Origin of the sequence: Acidovorax soli (assembly GCF_014207955.1) — a bacterium.
GTDB lineage: Bacteria > Pseudomonadota > Gammaproteobacteria > Burkholderiales > Burkholderiaceae_C > Acidovorax > Acidovorax soli_A.
Window position 1 is genome coordinate 307,999 of record NZ_JACHLK010000006.1, and the last position, 12,899, is coordinate 320,897.

Here is a 12,899-nt window from a genome sequence, read left to right on the forward strand (position 1 = left end):
AACGTTGGGAAAAATTGGGTTGAGGGAAAGCGGAACTCAGCGGGGCATCGTGGGCAGTTCGTTGGGGCGCAGGTCGAACACCAGCACCTCGGCCTGCTCGCCGTCGGCAAAGCGCAGCGCCTCGGGTTCGCGGATGCGGGCGCCGTCGCCTTCGGACAGGCGCTCGCCGTTGACCGTGAGGCTGCCGCGGGCCACATGCACATACACATGGCGGTCGGCACCGACGTCCAGCGTGGCGGACTCAGCACCGTCGAACAGGCCGGCATAGACCCGGGCGTCCTGGTTCACGGCCAGGGAGCCGTCGGCGCCCTCGGGCGAGATGATCTGGCGCAGGCGGCCGCGCTTGTCGGCCTCGCTGAAGTGCACCTGCTGGTAGCGGGGGCTTGCACCGCGCACACCGGGCACGAGCCAGATCTGCAGGAAGTGCACGGGCTCGTCGCCCGAGTGGTTGAACTCGCTGTGCTCCACGCCGGTGCCGGCGCTCATCATCTGCACGTCACCGGGGCGGATGACCGAGCCCGTGCCCATGGAGTCCTTGTGCTCCAGCGCGCCTTCGAGCACGTAGGAAAAGATTTCCATGTCGCGGTGGCCGTGGGTGCCAAAACCCTTGGAAGGGGCCACGCGGTCGTCATTGATCACCAGCAGGTCCGAGAAGCCTTGCTGCTTGAGGTCACGGTAGTGGCCGAACGAGAAGGTGTGGCGGGAGTGCAGCCAGCCGTGATTGGCGTTGCCGCGTTGGTGGGCTTTGCGGATGTCGAGCATGGTGATGTCCTTTCTTCAGATTCGATGTGATTCACACTGGGCACCTGGACCTGTCATCGGGTAGTTTTCAGAGAGCTGCAGTGCTCGGATGAAGAAAGTATCTCGCTGCAGAGGGGGCCGTAGGTTGAAACATCAAGCACCCTATGATCGATAATTTCGATGATGGAAATTCCCCGCTTTTCGCCATGCTGAAACTGACCCTCGAAGCCATCGAACTCGTGGACGCCATCGCGCGGCACGGCTCCTTTGCGGGCGCGTCCGAACAACTGCACAAGGTGCCGTCCACCATCTCCTACGCCGTGGGCAAGCTCGAAGAGCAATTGGGCTTCGCGCTGTTCACGCGCAACGGGCCGCGCGTGACCCTCACGCCTGCGGGGCAGGAGATGCTGAAGGAAGGCCGCTGGCTGCTGGTGGCCGCCGGCCACCTGGAATCGCGCATGCGCCAGATCGCCACGGGCTTCGAGTCGGAGCTGCGCCTGGTGCACGACTCGCTGATCCCCACCAGCGCCTTCAACGACGACATCTGCGCCTTCGAGGACCTGAACTGCGGCACGCGCCTGCGCATCGGCTGCGAGGCGCTCACCGGCACCTGGGAGGCGCTGCGCGAAGGCCGGGCCGACATCATCGTGGCGGCCGGCGAGGGCCCGGCCGGCGGCGGCTACAAGGCCGTGGCCGTGGGCAGCCTCGCGTTCGCGTTCTGCGTGACGGCCACGCACCCGCTCGCGCAACTCAAACGCCCACTGGCGCGCAACGACCTGCTGGAGCACACGGCCGTGGTGGTGGGCGATGGCGCGCGCTCATTGTCCGACCGCACCGTGGGCCTGCTGGCAGGGCAGCGGCGCATCACCGTGCCCTCGATGGCGGCCAAGATCGCCTGCCAGAGCGCGGGCCTGGGCCACGGCTTCGTACCGCGCGCCTGCGTGCGCCACGAGCTGGAGAGCGGCATTTTGGTCGAGCTGGCGGTGCAGGAGCCGCGCGCCGACGAGACCTTCTGGCTGGCCTGGAAGCCCGAGCACATGGGCGAAGCGCTCAAGTGGTGGCGCCAGCGGCTGGACCGGCCGCTGCTGCCGGGGATCCTGCCCTATTGACCCCGTCCAGCCTGCTCAGCCTGCAGCCAGCAGGGGCGGCAGGCGCTCGGCCAGCAGGTCGATCACCACGCGCGTCTTGAGCGGCAGCGCCCGCGACTGCGGCCACACGGCGCTCAAGGCGTAACCGAAGGGCTCGGGCTCCTCGAACACCTTCTGCAGCCGGCCCTCGGCCACCGCGTCGGCCACCAGCCAGGCGGGCAGGCGTGCCAGACCCACGCCCTGCACAGCCGCCATGGCGGCAACCTCCAGGCTGTTGCAGCTGAAGTGAAAGCGCGAGGGCGCGATGAAATCGACCACGCGCCCCGCTGCACCGTGGAACTGCCAGGGGTGCGGCCCGGTCTCGCGCGCATAGCCGACAAAGCTGTGCGCCCCCGGTTCGGCGAGCAGTGCCTGCATGTCGGCCGGACGCCCATGCGCGGCCAGGTAGGCCGGCGAGGCGTACACGCCCATCCACTGGTGGCCGAGCAGCCGCGCCGCGAGCACCGCGCTGTCGCCCAGCGGGCCGCTGCGCACGGCCAGGTCGATGCCCTCTTCGATGAGGTCGATGCGCCGGTCGCTGAACGCCAGCTCGAAGGCCAGCTCGGGGTGGCGCTGGCCCAGCTCCATGAGCAGCGGCGCCAGGCGCACGCGGCCGATCAGCTCGGGCGCGGTGATGCGCACGCGCCCGCTGGGCACGAGGCGCCCGGCTTCGAGCGCGGCGTCGGCGGCATCGAGCTCATCGAGCGCACGGCGGCAGCGCTCGTAGTAGGCCTGGCCGTTCTCGGTCAGGCTCTGGCTGCGCGTGGTGCGCTGGAACAGCCGGGTGCCCAGGCGCTCTTCGAGCCGCGCCACGCTCTTGCCCACGGCCGAGCGCGTGCGCTGCAGGCGCTGCGCGGCCAGCGCGAAATTGCCGGCCTCGACGGCCGCGACAAAGGCTTCGATGCCTGCGAGGCGTTCGCTCATTGGTTCTTTTCAGTCGCCATTTATGGGAGGAAATGGCTTCACTGCAGAGTGGATAGAGCCAATAGCATGGCCCATCTTTTCACGAACCGCAAGGAACCCGACATGTCCGCCCCCCTTCTTTCCCGCCGCTGGCAGATCACCGGCTTTGGCCGCCAGCACCTGCAAAGCGCCGAGGTGCCCGTGCCCCAGCCCGGCCCCGGCCAGATCCTGGTGCGCGTGGAAGCCGCCTCGCTCAACTACCGCGACCTGATGCTGACCGACAACGCCTATGGCTGGACGCCGCCACTGCCCTTTGTGCCCGGCTCCGACCTCGCGGGCACGGTGCAGGCCGTGGGCGAGGGCGTGACCCGCTGGCACGGCGGCGAGCGCGTGGTCAGCAGCTTCATGGCGGGCTGGATCGACGGCGTAATGCCGCCCGAGGCCTTCGCATTGGGCGGCCCCGGCCCCGGCACGCTGGCCTCGCATGTGCTGCTCGATGCCCAATGGGCCGTGGCCGCGCCCCGCACACTCGACGCAGCCCAGGCCAGCACCCTGCCCTGCGCCGCGCTCACGGCCTGGTTCGCGCTGGCCGAACAGGGCGTGCTGCGCGCGGGCCAGACGGTGCTGATCCACGGCACGGGCGGTGTGGCGCTGTTCGGCCTGCAGTTCGCGCGCATGCACGGGGCCCAGGCCATCGTGGTATCGGGCGCACAGGACAAGCGCGAACGGGCCCTGGCACTGGGCGCCAGCCATGTGCTGGCACGCGACGCCGACTGGCCCGCCGCGGTGCGCGAGCTCACGGGGGGGCGCGGCGCCGACCAGGTGCTGGAGACCGTGGGCGGCGCCAACCTGGGGCGTTCGCTGGAGGCGCTGGCGCAAGGCGGCCGGCTGTCGGTGATCGGCGTGCTCGCGGGCGGGGAGATCCGCGGATCGGCCTACGACACCATCCGCAGCCGCGCGACCCTGCAGGGCCTGAGCGTGGGCCACCGGCGCGCGCTGGAGGATATGGTGCGCGCCATCGACGTGAATGCCCTGGCGCCGGTGATCGCCGCCGAGTACGCCTTCGACCAGGTGCCCGAGGCCTTTGCGCACCTGGAGCGCGGTGCCTTCGGCAAGGTGGTGGTACGGTTCTGAGGGCAGCGCGGTGGGTACGCGCCTACCGCGTGCAGTGCATCAGCAGCGCGGGCCCGTCCGGCGTCACGACCTCGCGCACGGGGTGAAAACCCGCATAGGTATAGCAGCGGATGGCGCGCGCATTGTCCGGGCGCGGGTCGGTCTGCACCAGGGTCACGGCCGGGTCGGCCAGCAGTTGCTGAACAAAGGCCCGCACCATGGCACGGCCCATGCCCTGGTTCAACTGGTCGGCATGGGCAAGGAACTGGTCGATGCCGCGCACCCCGGGGTCGGTCACGTCCTCCCACCAGCCACCGCCCGAGCCCATCGCGGTATAGGACTGGATGAAGCCGATGGGCGCTCCGCCAAGCGAGGCGATATAGGCCAGCGTGGCGCCCGGGGTGCCCTGGTCGGCCACCAGGTCCGCATGCAACTCCTCGACACTCTCGGCCGGCCCCCACCACTGCGCCACATGGGGCCGCAGCAGCCAACCGCGCAGCAAGGGCAGGTCCTGCGCGCGCAGCAGATCAAAGCGAAAGCCGGTCACTGCACTCCCTGCGCTCAGGCCGGCCGCCGGGCCATCAGCGCCCACAGGCCAGCAGCCCCCAGCAGCGAGCCCCCAGCCAGGTTGAAGCGGCGCTGCGCGCGCGGCGAAGCCAGCAGCCGGCTGGCCGAGCCGGCGAACACCGCATAGGCCGTGGCATTGAGCGCGGCCAGCGTGACGAAGGTGGCAGCCAATATCCACATCTGCTGCGCGATGGGGGCGCCCGGGCGGATGAACTGCGGCATAAAGGCCACGAAGAACACAATGCCCTTGGGGTTGAGCGCCGTGACCAGGTAGGTGTTGGCGAACAGCTTCCAGCGCGAGCCCGGGGCCTTGGGTGCGGTGATCTCCGCCACGCCCACGCCGGCGCGCAGCATCTTGAACGCCAGGTAGAGCAGGTACAGGCCGCCGGCCCACTTGATGACCGTGAACCAGAAGGCCGACGTGGCCAGCAGCGTGCCCAGGCCCAGCAGCGACACCGCGAGCGCCGTCGAGTCACCGAGCGCCACGGCCGCGACCAGCGGCACATTGGCGCGGCGGCCATGGGCCATGGAATAGCTGATCACCGTGAGGATGGTGGGGCCGGGAATGACGAGCATCACCGCGCAGGCGGCGACAAAGGCGAACCAGATTTCGAGGGACATGGAAGGTGCTCCTGCGCGGGGCAAGGGCCCGCAGCCCGCCAGTATGTCAAAACCAGCCGCTGTGCGCAGGACCCTCCGACGGCGTCCCCCGCCACCGCGTTTAGTAGCCCGCTGGGATGTCCGGCTCGACCAGCTGGAGCAACAGGGTCAGCGACTCCTGCCAGCCCAGGTAGCAGGACTCGGCAGGGATCACGGCGGGGATGCCTTCCTGCACCACGCTCATCTCGGTGCCGCAGGACACGGGGGTCAGCGTGACGGTGGTGGTCATCTCGCCGGGCAGGTTGGCATCGTCGAAGCGTGCGCTGTAGCGCAGGCGCTCGCCGGGCACCAGCTCCAGGTAGGTGCCACCAAACGAATGGCTGCCGCCCGCGCCATGGTTGGTGAAGGACATGCGGTAGGCGCCACCGACACGGGCGTCAAGCGCATGCACCTCGGCCGTGAAGCCGTGCGGCGGCAGCCACTTGACCAGCGCCTGCGGCGTGAGGAAGGCGCGGTAGATGCGGTCGGGCGTGGAACGGATCACGCGGTGGAGACGGACGGTGCCGGTGGTAGCAGTGCTCATGGTGGGATGCCTGTGAAGAAGCAGAGGACGGCCCTCTGGTAACTACGACGTGCGACCATGGCCCAGATCGACACCGAGCACCCCAGGGTAATCCCTTATTTTTCGGAATCGCTGCGCGAAAGGTCTACCAGCAGGTCCAGCCGCCGCACGGCCTTCCAGGTCTCGCGCTTGAAGGCACGGTGGTAGGCGTCGATGGCGGCGGTGGAGCGCTCCGCGACGGCCTGGGCGGCCTCCTGCGAACGGGAGCGCATGTAGTAGACGAGAAAGTCGCCCTCGGCGCCTGCATCGAGGAAAACCGACTCCACCGTCACCCCCTCGGCAGCCAGGGTGGCCAGGGCGTCTTCCCTGTGGCTGCGCAGGTGCTCCGCCCATTCGCGCACCCGGGGCAGGGAACCAGGCTCCAGCAGGATGCGGGCGCAGACGACTTCTTCGGGCATAGGGGCAAACAGGCGGGCGCCATGAAAAAAGGGCCACTATCGCCCGAGCATCTGGCGATGGCAACCCTTTGGCAGAGGGGCGGATAGCCCCGGCGGATACCGCTCAATCCAGCTTGACGCCAGCTGCCTTGATGATCTCGCCCCAGCGCTTGGACTCGGCACGGGCCATGGTGCGGAACTGCTCGGGCGTGCCGGGCAGGGGCTCCATGCCGAAGTCGCTCATGCGCTTGAGCACGGCAGGGTTGGCCAGCGCCTTGTTGAGGTCGCCGTTCAGGCGCGCCGTGATGGCGGCCGGCAGACCCGCGGGGCCGAGGATGCCCTGGAAGGCATAGACCTCGGTGTTGGGCACGCCGGCCTCGGCCAGGGTGGGTACATCGGGCAGGGCCGAGACGCGCTTGGCCGAGCCGATGGCCAAGGCACGCACCTTGCCGCTGGTGATGACCGGCAGTCCTGCCGCCAGGTCCAGGAACATGCAGGGCACCTGGCCGCCCATCACATCCTGCAGCGCAGGCGCAGCGCCGCGGTAGGGGATGTGCGTGAGGAAGGTCTTGGTGCGGTTCTTGAACATCTCCATCGCCAGGTGGTGCGGCGAGCCGTTGCCGGGCGAGGCGTAGTTGAGCTTGCCGGGGTTGGCCCGCGCATAGGCCAGGAATTCCTTGAGCGTCTTGGCCTCGAAGGACGGGTGCACCACCAGCGCCAGCGGGAAACGGCTGATGCCGCCCAGATAGGTGAAGTCTTTCTCGGGGTTGAACGGCAGCTTGGTGAACAGGTGCTCGTTGAAGGCCAGCACGGCGTTGTCGGCCGACATGAAGGTGTTGCCATCGGGCTTGGCCGTGGCCACGAGCTGGGCGCCGATGTTGGTGGCCGCGCCGGGGCGGTTGTCCACCACGATCTGCTGGCCCAGGGTCTGGCGCATGGCCTCGGCCACGGTGCGGGCCAGCACGTCGGTGCCGCCGCCGGCCGGGTAGGGCACCACCCAGCGCAGGGGCTGGTCGGGCCAAGTGGCCTGGGCCTGGGCCCAGGGGGCGGCAGCAGAAGCACCGGCGGCCGCCAGGGCGGAAAGAACAGTACGGCGTTGCAGGGTCATGGTTGTCTCCGTGATGTGAAAAAAGCGAGGAATCGGGTGGCCGGCGGGCTAGCGCTGCGCCTTGGGCGCCGGGCCCTGGCGCGTGCCCGGCGGCGCATGCGGCACGCGCGTGACGCGAAAGCCCTTGGCGGCCATCAAGGCGGGCAGGCCCTCGGCGCCCACCATGTGCAGCACGCCCACCGCAGCGAACACCGCATGGCCGGCTGCGTGCTGGGCGGCGATGCCATCGGCCAGCGCAGGGTTGCGGCCTTGCACGATGCGGGCGTAGTCGGCGCGGTCTTCGGCGGTCTTGAGGCAATCGCACCAGTCGCCATAGTCGCGCAGGGTGTCGAGTTGCCCTTCGGCCCAGGCCCGTGTGAGGGTGGTGATGATGGTGCGCGCCTGGCCGCCTTCGAGCTGGCGCAGACCCTCTTCCAGCGTGCGGGCGACCTTAGCCGGGTCGTCCGAGACCAGCAGCGCGATCTGCGCCTCGGCGGATTCCAGCGAGACCACCTTCTTGTCCATGGCGCGCGCCAGGCCTGCGAGGAACAGGTCGATGCCATAGGCCGGGTCGATCCCCACCGTGCGCGCCGCCAGCCCGACCAGTGACATGAGCTGGATCTCGGGCCGCAGGCGCACCAGGCCCGCATCGGCACACAGGGCTTCGCGCTGCGCGCGCAGGCGCCGTGCCAGAGATTCGGGCAGCGGGGGTGTCTGGGGCCCGGGCAGCACGGCGGTGGCCAGCCCGCCGGCCACCGCCGGGTCCATCAGGTCCACTTCGAGCGCGATGCGGTCGGCACGGCGCAAAGCCTCGCGCACCGACGGCCCGGGCAGCACCCAGCCGCGCTCGGCGGCGTGGATGGTGCCGTAGAGCCAGCTGGTGCGGCCGTCCTTCTCGATGCGCCAGAGCAGGCCGCGGTCACGGTCGTCGCGCCGGGCCGCCTCGGCATCGGCGGGGCCAATGGGTGTGGCGGCGGGCGGGCAGGCGCGGGCCGGTTCCGCTGGGGCCTGGGCTTGCACCGCCCAGGCGGGCAGCAGCAGGGCCAACCAGGCCGCGCCGGCACGCAGGCGCTGCGTCAGGCCCCAGGGCATCAGGCCGGCTCCGTGATCGTTTGGTCGATGGCGCCGAAGATGCTCGCGCCATCCTTGCCCTTGACCTCGATGCGGATGGTGTCGCCGAACTTCATGAACTCGGTGCTGGGCTTGCCATCCTGGATGGTCTCGATGCAGCGCTTCTCGGCGATGCAGCTGTAGCCCTTGGGCCATTCGGTGCGGCCGCCCTGCTCCACGCCCTTGTTGCTCACGGTGCCGCTGCCGATGATGGAGCCGGCGCGCACATTGCGCGTCTTGGCCACGTGGGCGATGAGCTGGCCGAAATGGAAGGTCATTTCGGGGCCGGCATCGCACATGCCGACCTTGCGGCCGTTCCAGGTGGACTGCACCACCAGGTCCAGGCGGCCGTGGTTCCAGGCGTCACCCAGTTCATCGAGCGTCACGGCCACGGGGCCGAAGGCGGTGGCCGGCTTGCTCTGGAAGAAGCCGAAGCCCTTGGCCAGCTCGGCCGGGATCAGGTTGCGCAGGCTCACGTCGTTGGCGATGGTGACCAGGCGGATGCCGTCCAGCGCCTGCTCGGGCGTGCTGCCCATCTTCACGTCGCCAGTGATCACAGCGATCTCGGCCTCGAAATCGATGCCCATGGCCTCGCTGGGCACGACCACGTCGTCGCAGGGGCCGATGAAGTCGTCACTGCCGCCCTGGTACATCAGCGGGTCGGTGTAGAAGCTCTCTGGCACCTCGGCATTGCGCGCCTTGCGCACCAGTTCCACGTGGTTGATGTAAGCCGAGCCGTCGGCCCACTGGTAGGCGCGCGGCAGCGGGGCCATGCACTGGGCCGCATCGAACGGGAAGGCATGGCGTGCGCGGCCGGCGTTGAGCTGGTCGTACAGGTCCTGCAGCTGGGGCGAGAGGAAGCCCCAGTCATCGAGCACCTGCTGCAGCTTGCTGGCGATGCCGGTCGCATAATGGGCCGTGCCCAGGTCGCGCGAGACGACGACCAGTTGGCCGTCGCGCGAGCCGTCTTTGTAGGTGGCGAGTTTCATGGAGGCAGGATCCTTTGTCTCTGGACGGTGCAACCCGCAGCGCAAATTACGCTTGGGTAAATTGATTTAACTAAACAAAACCATCAAATTTTAGTGCACATGGACAAAGAACGTGCAGGTATCCAGTCCGTGGAGGTCGGCTTTGCCCTGCTGGAAGGACTCACGCGCGCCCGCGGGCCGCTCATGCTCAAGGACCTGGCGGCCTCGGCCGGCATGAGCGCGGCCAAGGCCCACCGCTACCTGGTGAGCTTCCAGCGCCTGGGCCTGGTCACGCAGGACAGCCGCACCGCACGCTATGACCTGGGCCCAGGGGCGCTGAAGCTCGGCCTGGCCTCGCTGGCGCGGCTCGACGCGGTGCGCCTGGCGCGCGAGCGCATGCCGGCGCTGATGGAGCAGATCGGCCACACGCTGGCGCTGGCGGTCTGGGGCAACCATGGGCCCACCATCGTGCACTGGGAGGAGTCGCCCCAGGCCGTGACCGCCAACCTGCGCCTGGGGGATGTGATGCCCCTGCTGTCTTCGGCCACGGGCCGCTGCTTTGCCGCCCACCTGGCACCCGAGGTGGCCGCACCGCTGCTCCAGGAAGAACTGGCCCGCGCCACCAAAATGCGCCGCACCGACCTGCCCACCACCATGGACGAGGTGCAGACCCTGCTGGCCGACGTGCGCGCGCGCGGCGCGGCGCGCGTGGTGGACACGCTGCTGCCCGGCATCGTGGGCTTTTGCGCGCCGGTGTTCGACGCCGATGGCCACCTGGAGCTGGGCATCACCACGCTGGGCTCGGTCGCCACCTTCGACCCCGAATGGGGCGGCGCCATCGACACCCCGCTGCGCGCAGCCGCGGCCCAGCTCTCGCACGACCTGGGCGCAGGCGCCGCATGATGCCGGGGCCATCCCGCTGATGCCCCGGCGCGCGCTGATCGCCCTCACCGCACTGGTGCTGGCCCTGCACTGGCTGCTGCTGCGCGGCGTGCCGCTGGCCTGGGACAGCCCGGCGGCCCCCACGGGCCAGGTGTTCAGCACGCGCACCATCGCGGCGGCGCCCGCGCCCGTGGCAGCACCTGCCCCCGCACCTTCGGCGGCGCCTGCCCCGCCGCCCGCAGCGCCGGCGCCCGCACCGCGCAAGCGCACGCCACGTCCCCCACCGGCCGCCGAAGCGGCGCCCGCCGAGCAGCCCGCAGCCCTGCCAGATCCCGTGCCCCCGCCCGAACCGGCCATGGAGGCGGCAACGCCCACGGCCGTGGTCGAGCCCCCTCCTGCCGCACCGGAGCCCGCGGCCTCTGCCGCCGTGGCGGCTGCATCCGCGCCGGCCGCTCCCGCTTCCACACCGGTGGAGGTGAATCCCACGGCCGCCGGCATCGACATCGCCCCTCCCGGCAGCGGCACGGGCCAGAACGCCAGCGCCGCAGCGCCGCCGGTGCAGATTCCGGCCCCGGTGCGCCTGACCTACGAGGTCAAGGGACAGGCCAAGAAGTTCGACTACACCGCACGGGCCGAACTGCTGTGGCAGCACGATGGCAGCCGCTACGAGGCGCGCCAGGAGGTGACCGCCTTCCTTATCGGTTCACGCACCCAGCGCAGCGCCGGCCTGGTCACCGCCCAGGGCCTGCAGCCCGAGCGGTTCGGCGACCGCTCGCGCAGCGAGCAGGCCGCGCATTTCGACTATGGCAAGGGGCTGGTGACCTTCAGCGCCAACACGCCCCAGGCACCCATCGGCCCCGGCGCGCAGGACCGGCTGAGCATGTTCATCCAGCTGGCGGCCATGCTGGCGGCCGACCCGGCACGCTACACGCCGGGCACGCAGATCACGCTGACCACCGTGAGCGCCCGCAATGCCGACCGCTGGACCTTCAGCGTCGAAGCCCCCGAAACCCTGCACCTGCCTGTGGGTGCCACGCCCGCCCTGAAGCTGCTGCGCCTGCCCCGGCGCGACTACGACCAGAAGGCCGAGCTGTGGCTGGCGCCAGCGCTGGGCTACCTGCCCGTGCGCATCAAGCTCACCCAGTCCAACGGCGACTTCGCCGACCTGCTGCTGCGCGGTAGCGACAAACCCTGATCGGCGGCCCACGGTCGCGGCGCTGTGCACCGCCGGTGCGGTGGATGCGTTGTAGGAGAGTGGCGCGAGCGGTGTTGCATTCTTCCCACCCGGGGCGAAATCCCCCTGCGAAACTGCCGCAGCGCACAATTCGTGAAATACTGTTACCACGCAGAGCCGGCCCCCGGGGCTTGAACTCTGCCGACCCGCTGTCATCTGACATTCATATCGACAAAGGGAACACGATGCACATGCTCTACGACTCCGAATCCTTTGTGGTGGTCCATATGCTGCCCGACGCCCGGGAGTCCGCTGGCCAGGCGCTCAACGACACGGCACCGCCCAAGCCCCAGCTCGCACGCCACGGCTTCGAGATCGTGGACAAGCGTTCGGGCAAGGAGGTCTACCTGGACGGGTCGTGGGCCGAGATGTTCCAGCAGCAGATCCTGGCCTGGCAGCGCGACACCCCGACGCAGGAAGAAGTGGAAGACGCCCTGGACCGCTACGCAGGCCTGGCGCAGAACCCCGTCGTGGTCCACTGACGCACGGCCGGCGGCAGATCACTCCGCTGGATAGATCCGCCGGAACAACGGCTCCACCAGGATCAGCACGGCAATCAGCCGGCACACCTGGAAGGCCGTGACCACCGGCACGCCCAGCTGCAGCACCTTGGCCGTGATGGCCATCTCGGTGATGCCGCCCGGCGAGGTGCCCAGCAGCAAGGTTACCCAGGGCAGGCCCGTGCCCCAGGCGAGCAGGCCCGCGAACAGCGCGCAGATGCCCATGAGCCCGAAGGTACCCAGTGCCACCGTGCCCAGCCAGCGCGGCGCGGTGCGCAGGAAGTCGGCACGGAAACGCACCCCCAGGCTGACCCCGATGACGAGCTGGGCCGCGTTGGACAGCCCCTGCGGCACGGCCGAAAAGCCGATGCCCGCCATGGCAAAGCCCATGGACACCACCAGCGCCCCCATGAACCACGGATTGGCCCGGCCCAGTTTGTCCATGGCCAGGGCACCTGCCCCCGTGAGCACAGCCAGTAGCGCCAGGCCCGGCCAGTCCACCACGCGCGTGGCCGGGGGCAGGATGTCGAGGCCGTGCAGCCCGCTCCACTGCAGTGCAAAGGGAATGGTCACGGTGACGATGAGCAGGCGCAGGCTGTGGCTCGCCGCGACGAGGTCGGTGCGCGCGTTCTCGCGCTCGGCCAGCAGGGTCATTTCCGACGCCGCGCCGATGGCGCCCGAGAAATAGCTGGTCGCGCGCATCATGCTGGCCGGCACGCCATGCATGCGCGGCGCATGCACGCGGTACAGCCAGGCGCCGAACAGCCAACCCAGCACCAGCGCCCAGGCGATGCCCAGCGCGATGGCCCACCACAGGCCGGCCACCAGGGCCATGACCTGGGGCGTGAAATACAGGCCCAGCGCCGCGCCGATGGTCCATTGCCCGGCATTGCGCAACGGCCCCCAGCTTTCGGTGGGCGCACCGGCGATGGACAGCAGCGAGGTGGCCAGCAGCGGGCCGATCATCCAGGGCAGCGGGGTTTGGAGGGCCACGCAGGCGGCGGCGGCCGCCCAGGCCACGGCCAGGGTGAGCAGCACGCGGGTGGCGAATTGGAAATAAGTACGCAT

The 12,899-nt window shown here is 69.7% G+C and carries 15 protein-coding genes; 5 read left to right on the plus strand and 10 right to left on the minus strand.

The window, feature by feature from the left end; translation table 11 throughout:
* Positions 1-36 precede the first annotated feature (36 nt).
* Positions 37-762 (minus strand): pirin family protein, encoded by a 726-nt coding sequence (locus HNP48_RS17230; RefSeq protein ID WP_184859171.1) that lies wholly within the window; start codon positions 760-762, stop codon positions 37-39.
* A gap of 185 nt (positions 763-947) precedes the next feature.
* Between HNP48_RS17230 and HNP48_RS17235 the strand changes: the two genes are divergently transcribed.
* Positions 948-1,850: a LysR family transcriptional regulator gene (locus HNP48_RS17235; RefSeq protein WP_184859173.1), complete on the plus strand. Its 903-nt coding sequence runs from the start codon at positions 948-950 to the stop codon at positions 1,848-1,850.
* A 15-nt stretch (positions 1,851-1,865) separates the two neighbouring features.
* Here HNP48_RS17235 and HNP48_RS17240 read toward each other — a convergent pair whose 3' ends face one another.
* On the minus strand, positions 1,866-2,792 hold the full coding sequence (locus HNP48_RS17240) for a LysR family transcriptional regulator (protein ID WP_184859174.1): 927 nt from the start codon (positions 2,790-2,792) through the stop codon (positions 1,866-1,868).
* A gap of 102 nt (positions 2,793-2,894) precedes the next feature.
* Between HNP48_RS17240 and HNP48_RS17245 the strand changes: the two genes are divergently transcribed.
* Complete coding sequence (locus tag HNP48_RS17245; RefSeq protein ID WP_184859177.1) at positions 2,895-3,905, plus strand: NAD(P)-dependent alcohol dehydrogenase; 1,011 nt, start codon at positions 2,895-2,897, stop codon at positions 3,903-3,905.
* Between the two features lie 22 nt (positions 3,906-3,927).
* Here HNP48_RS17245 and HNP48_RS17250 read toward each other — a convergent pair whose 3' ends face one another.
* From HNP48_RS17250 to HNP48_RS17280, 7 genes are all read right to left on the minus strand, one after another.
* Positions 3,928-4,449, minus strand: coding sequence for a GNAT family N-acetyltransferase (locus HNP48_RS17250; RefSeq protein ID WP_409362565.1), 522 nt, complete (start codon positions 4,447-4,449; stop codon positions 3,928-3,930).
* Positions 4,446-5,072 carry a LysE family translocator gene (locus HNP48_RS17255; protein WP_184859181.1) on the minus strand — a complete coding sequence of 209 codons (627 nt, stop codon included), beginning with the start codon at positions 5,070-5,072 and terminating at the stop codon, positions 4,446-4,448. Before HNP48_RS17255 ends, HNP48_RS17250 begins: the two co-directional genes overlap by 4 nt.
* Positions 5,073-5,172: 100 nt before the next feature.
* Positions 5,173-5,634 (minus strand): SRPBCC family protein, encoded by a 462-nt coding sequence (locus HNP48_RS17260; protein ID WP_184859183.1) that lies wholly within the window; start codon positions 5,632-5,634, stop codon positions 5,173-5,175.
* Between the two features lie 95 nt (positions 5,635-5,729).
* Positions 5,730-6,071 carry a DUF6176 family protein gene (locus HNP48_RS17265; protein WP_184859185.1) on the minus strand — a complete coding sequence of 114 codons (342 nt, stop codon included), beginning with the start codon at positions 6,069-6,071 and terminating at the stop codon, positions 5,730-5,732.
* Between the two features lie 103 nt (positions 6,072-6,174).
* Positions 6,175-7,152: a tripartite tricarboxylate transporter substrate binding protein gene (locus HNP48_RS17270; protein WP_184859322.1), complete on the minus strand. Its 978-nt coding sequence runs from the start codon at positions 7,150-7,152 to the stop codon at positions 6,175-6,177.
* A 54-nt stretch (positions 7,153-7,206) separates the two neighbouring features.
* The gene (locus HNP48_RS17275; protein ID WP_184859187.1) at positions 7,207-8,229 is read right to left on the minus strand and encodes a TraB/GumN family protein; all 1,023 of its coding nucleotides are present in this window, start codon (positions 8,227-8,229) and stop codon (positions 7,207-7,209) included.
* Positions 8,229-9,236 (minus strand): fumarylacetoacetate hydrolase family protein, encoded by a 1,008-nt coding sequence (locus tag HNP48_RS17280; RefSeq protein WP_184859189.1) that lies wholly within the window; start codon positions 9,234-9,236, stop codon positions 8,229-8,231. Before HNP48_RS17280 ends, HNP48_RS17275 begins: the two co-directional genes overlap by 1 nt.
* 99 nt (positions 9,237-9,335) lie before the next feature.
* Between HNP48_RS17280 and HNP48_RS17285 the strand changes: the two genes are divergently transcribed.
* The 3 genes from HNP48_RS17285 to HNP48_RS17295 all read left to right on the plus strand — a co-directional run bounded on the left by HNP48_RS17285 (position 9,336) and on the right by HNP48_RS17295 (position 11,813).
* Positions 9,336-10,118, plus strand: coding sequence for an IclR family transcriptional regulator (locus tag HNP48_RS17285; protein ID WP_184859191.1), 783 nt, complete (start codon positions 9,336-9,338; stop codon positions 10,116-10,118).
* Between the two features lie 19 nt (positions 10,119-10,137).
* On the plus strand, positions 10,138-11,292 hold the full coding sequence (locus tag HNP48_RS17290; protein ID WP_184859193.1) for a DUF3108 domain-containing protein: 1,155 nt from the start codon (positions 10,138-10,140) through the stop codon (positions 11,290-11,292).
* 224 nt (positions 11,293-11,516) lie between these two features.
* The gene (locus HNP48_RS17295) at positions 11,517-11,813 is read left to right on the plus strand and encodes a DUF3567 domain-containing protein (RefSeq protein WP_184859195.1); all 297 of its coding nucleotides are present in this window, start codon (positions 11,517-11,519) and stop codon (positions 11,811-11,813) included.
* A gap of 18 nt (positions 11,814-11,831) precedes the next feature.
* On the opposite strand, the gene HNP48_RS17300 is transcribed toward HNP48_RS17295, so the two are convergent.
* Positions 11,832-12,899: an AbrB family transcriptional regulator gene (locus HNP48_RS17300; protein ID WP_184859197.1), complete on the minus strand. Its 1,068-nt coding sequence runs from the start codon at positions 12,897-12,899 to the stop codon at positions 11,832-11,834.

Excerpts from the sequence above, each read along its gene's own strand:
- HNP48_RS17230 (WP_184859171.1), bottom strand. The coding sequence starts at position 762 with ATGCTCGACATCCGCAAAGCCCACCAACGCGGCAACGCCAATCACGGC.
- HNP48_RS17235 (WP_184859173.1), top strand. The coding sequence starts at position 948 with ATGCTGAAACTGACCCTCGAAGCCATCGAACTCGTGGACGCCATCGCG.
- HNP48_RS17240 (WP_184859174.1), bottom strand. The coding sequence starts at position 2,792 with ATGAGCGAACGCCTCGCAGGCATCGAAGCCTTTGTCGCGGCCGTCGAG.
- HNP48_RS17245 (WP_184859177.1), top strand. The coding sequence starts at position 2,895 with ATGTCCGCCCCCCTTCTTTCCCGCCGCTGGCAGATCACCGGCTTTGGC.
- HNP48_RS17255 (WP_184859181.1), bottom strand. The coding sequence starts at position 5,072 with ATGTCCCTCGAAATCTGGTTCGCCTTTGTCGCCGCCTGCGCGGTGATG.
- HNP48_RS17260 (WP_184859183.1), bottom strand. The coding sequence starts at position 5,634 with ATGAGCACTGCTACCACCGGCACCGTCCGTCTCCACCGCGTGATCCGT.
- HNP48_RS17265 (WP_184859185.1), bottom strand. The coding sequence starts at position 6,071 with ATGCCCGAAGAAGTCGTCTGCGCCCGCATCCTGCTGGAGCCTGGTTCC.
- HNP48_RS17275 (WP_184859187.1), bottom strand. The coding sequence starts at position 8,229 with ATGCCCTGGGGCCTGACGCAGCGCCTGCGTGCCGGCGCGGCCTGGTTG.
- HNP48_RS17280 (WP_184859189.1), bottom strand. The coding sequence starts at position 9,236 with ATGAAACTCGCCACCTACAAAGACGGCTCGCGCGACGGCCAACTGGTC.
- HNP48_RS17285 (WP_184859191.1), top strand. The coding sequence starts at position 9,336 with ATGGACAAAGAACGTGCAGGTATCCAGTCCGTGGAGGTCGGCTTTGCC.
- HNP48_RS17290 (WP_184859193.1), top strand. The coding sequence starts at position 10,138 with ATGCCCCGGCGCGCGCTGATCGCCCTCACCGCACTGGTGCTGGCCCTG.
- HNP48_RS17295 (WP_184859195.1), top strand. The coding sequence starts at position 11,517 with ATGCACATGCTCTACGACTCCGAATCCTTTGTGGTGGTCCATATGCTG.
- HNP48_RS17300 (WP_184859197.1), bottom strand. The coding sequence starts at position 12,899 with ATGCGTACTTATTTCCAATTCGCCACCCGCGTGCTGCTCACCCTGGCC.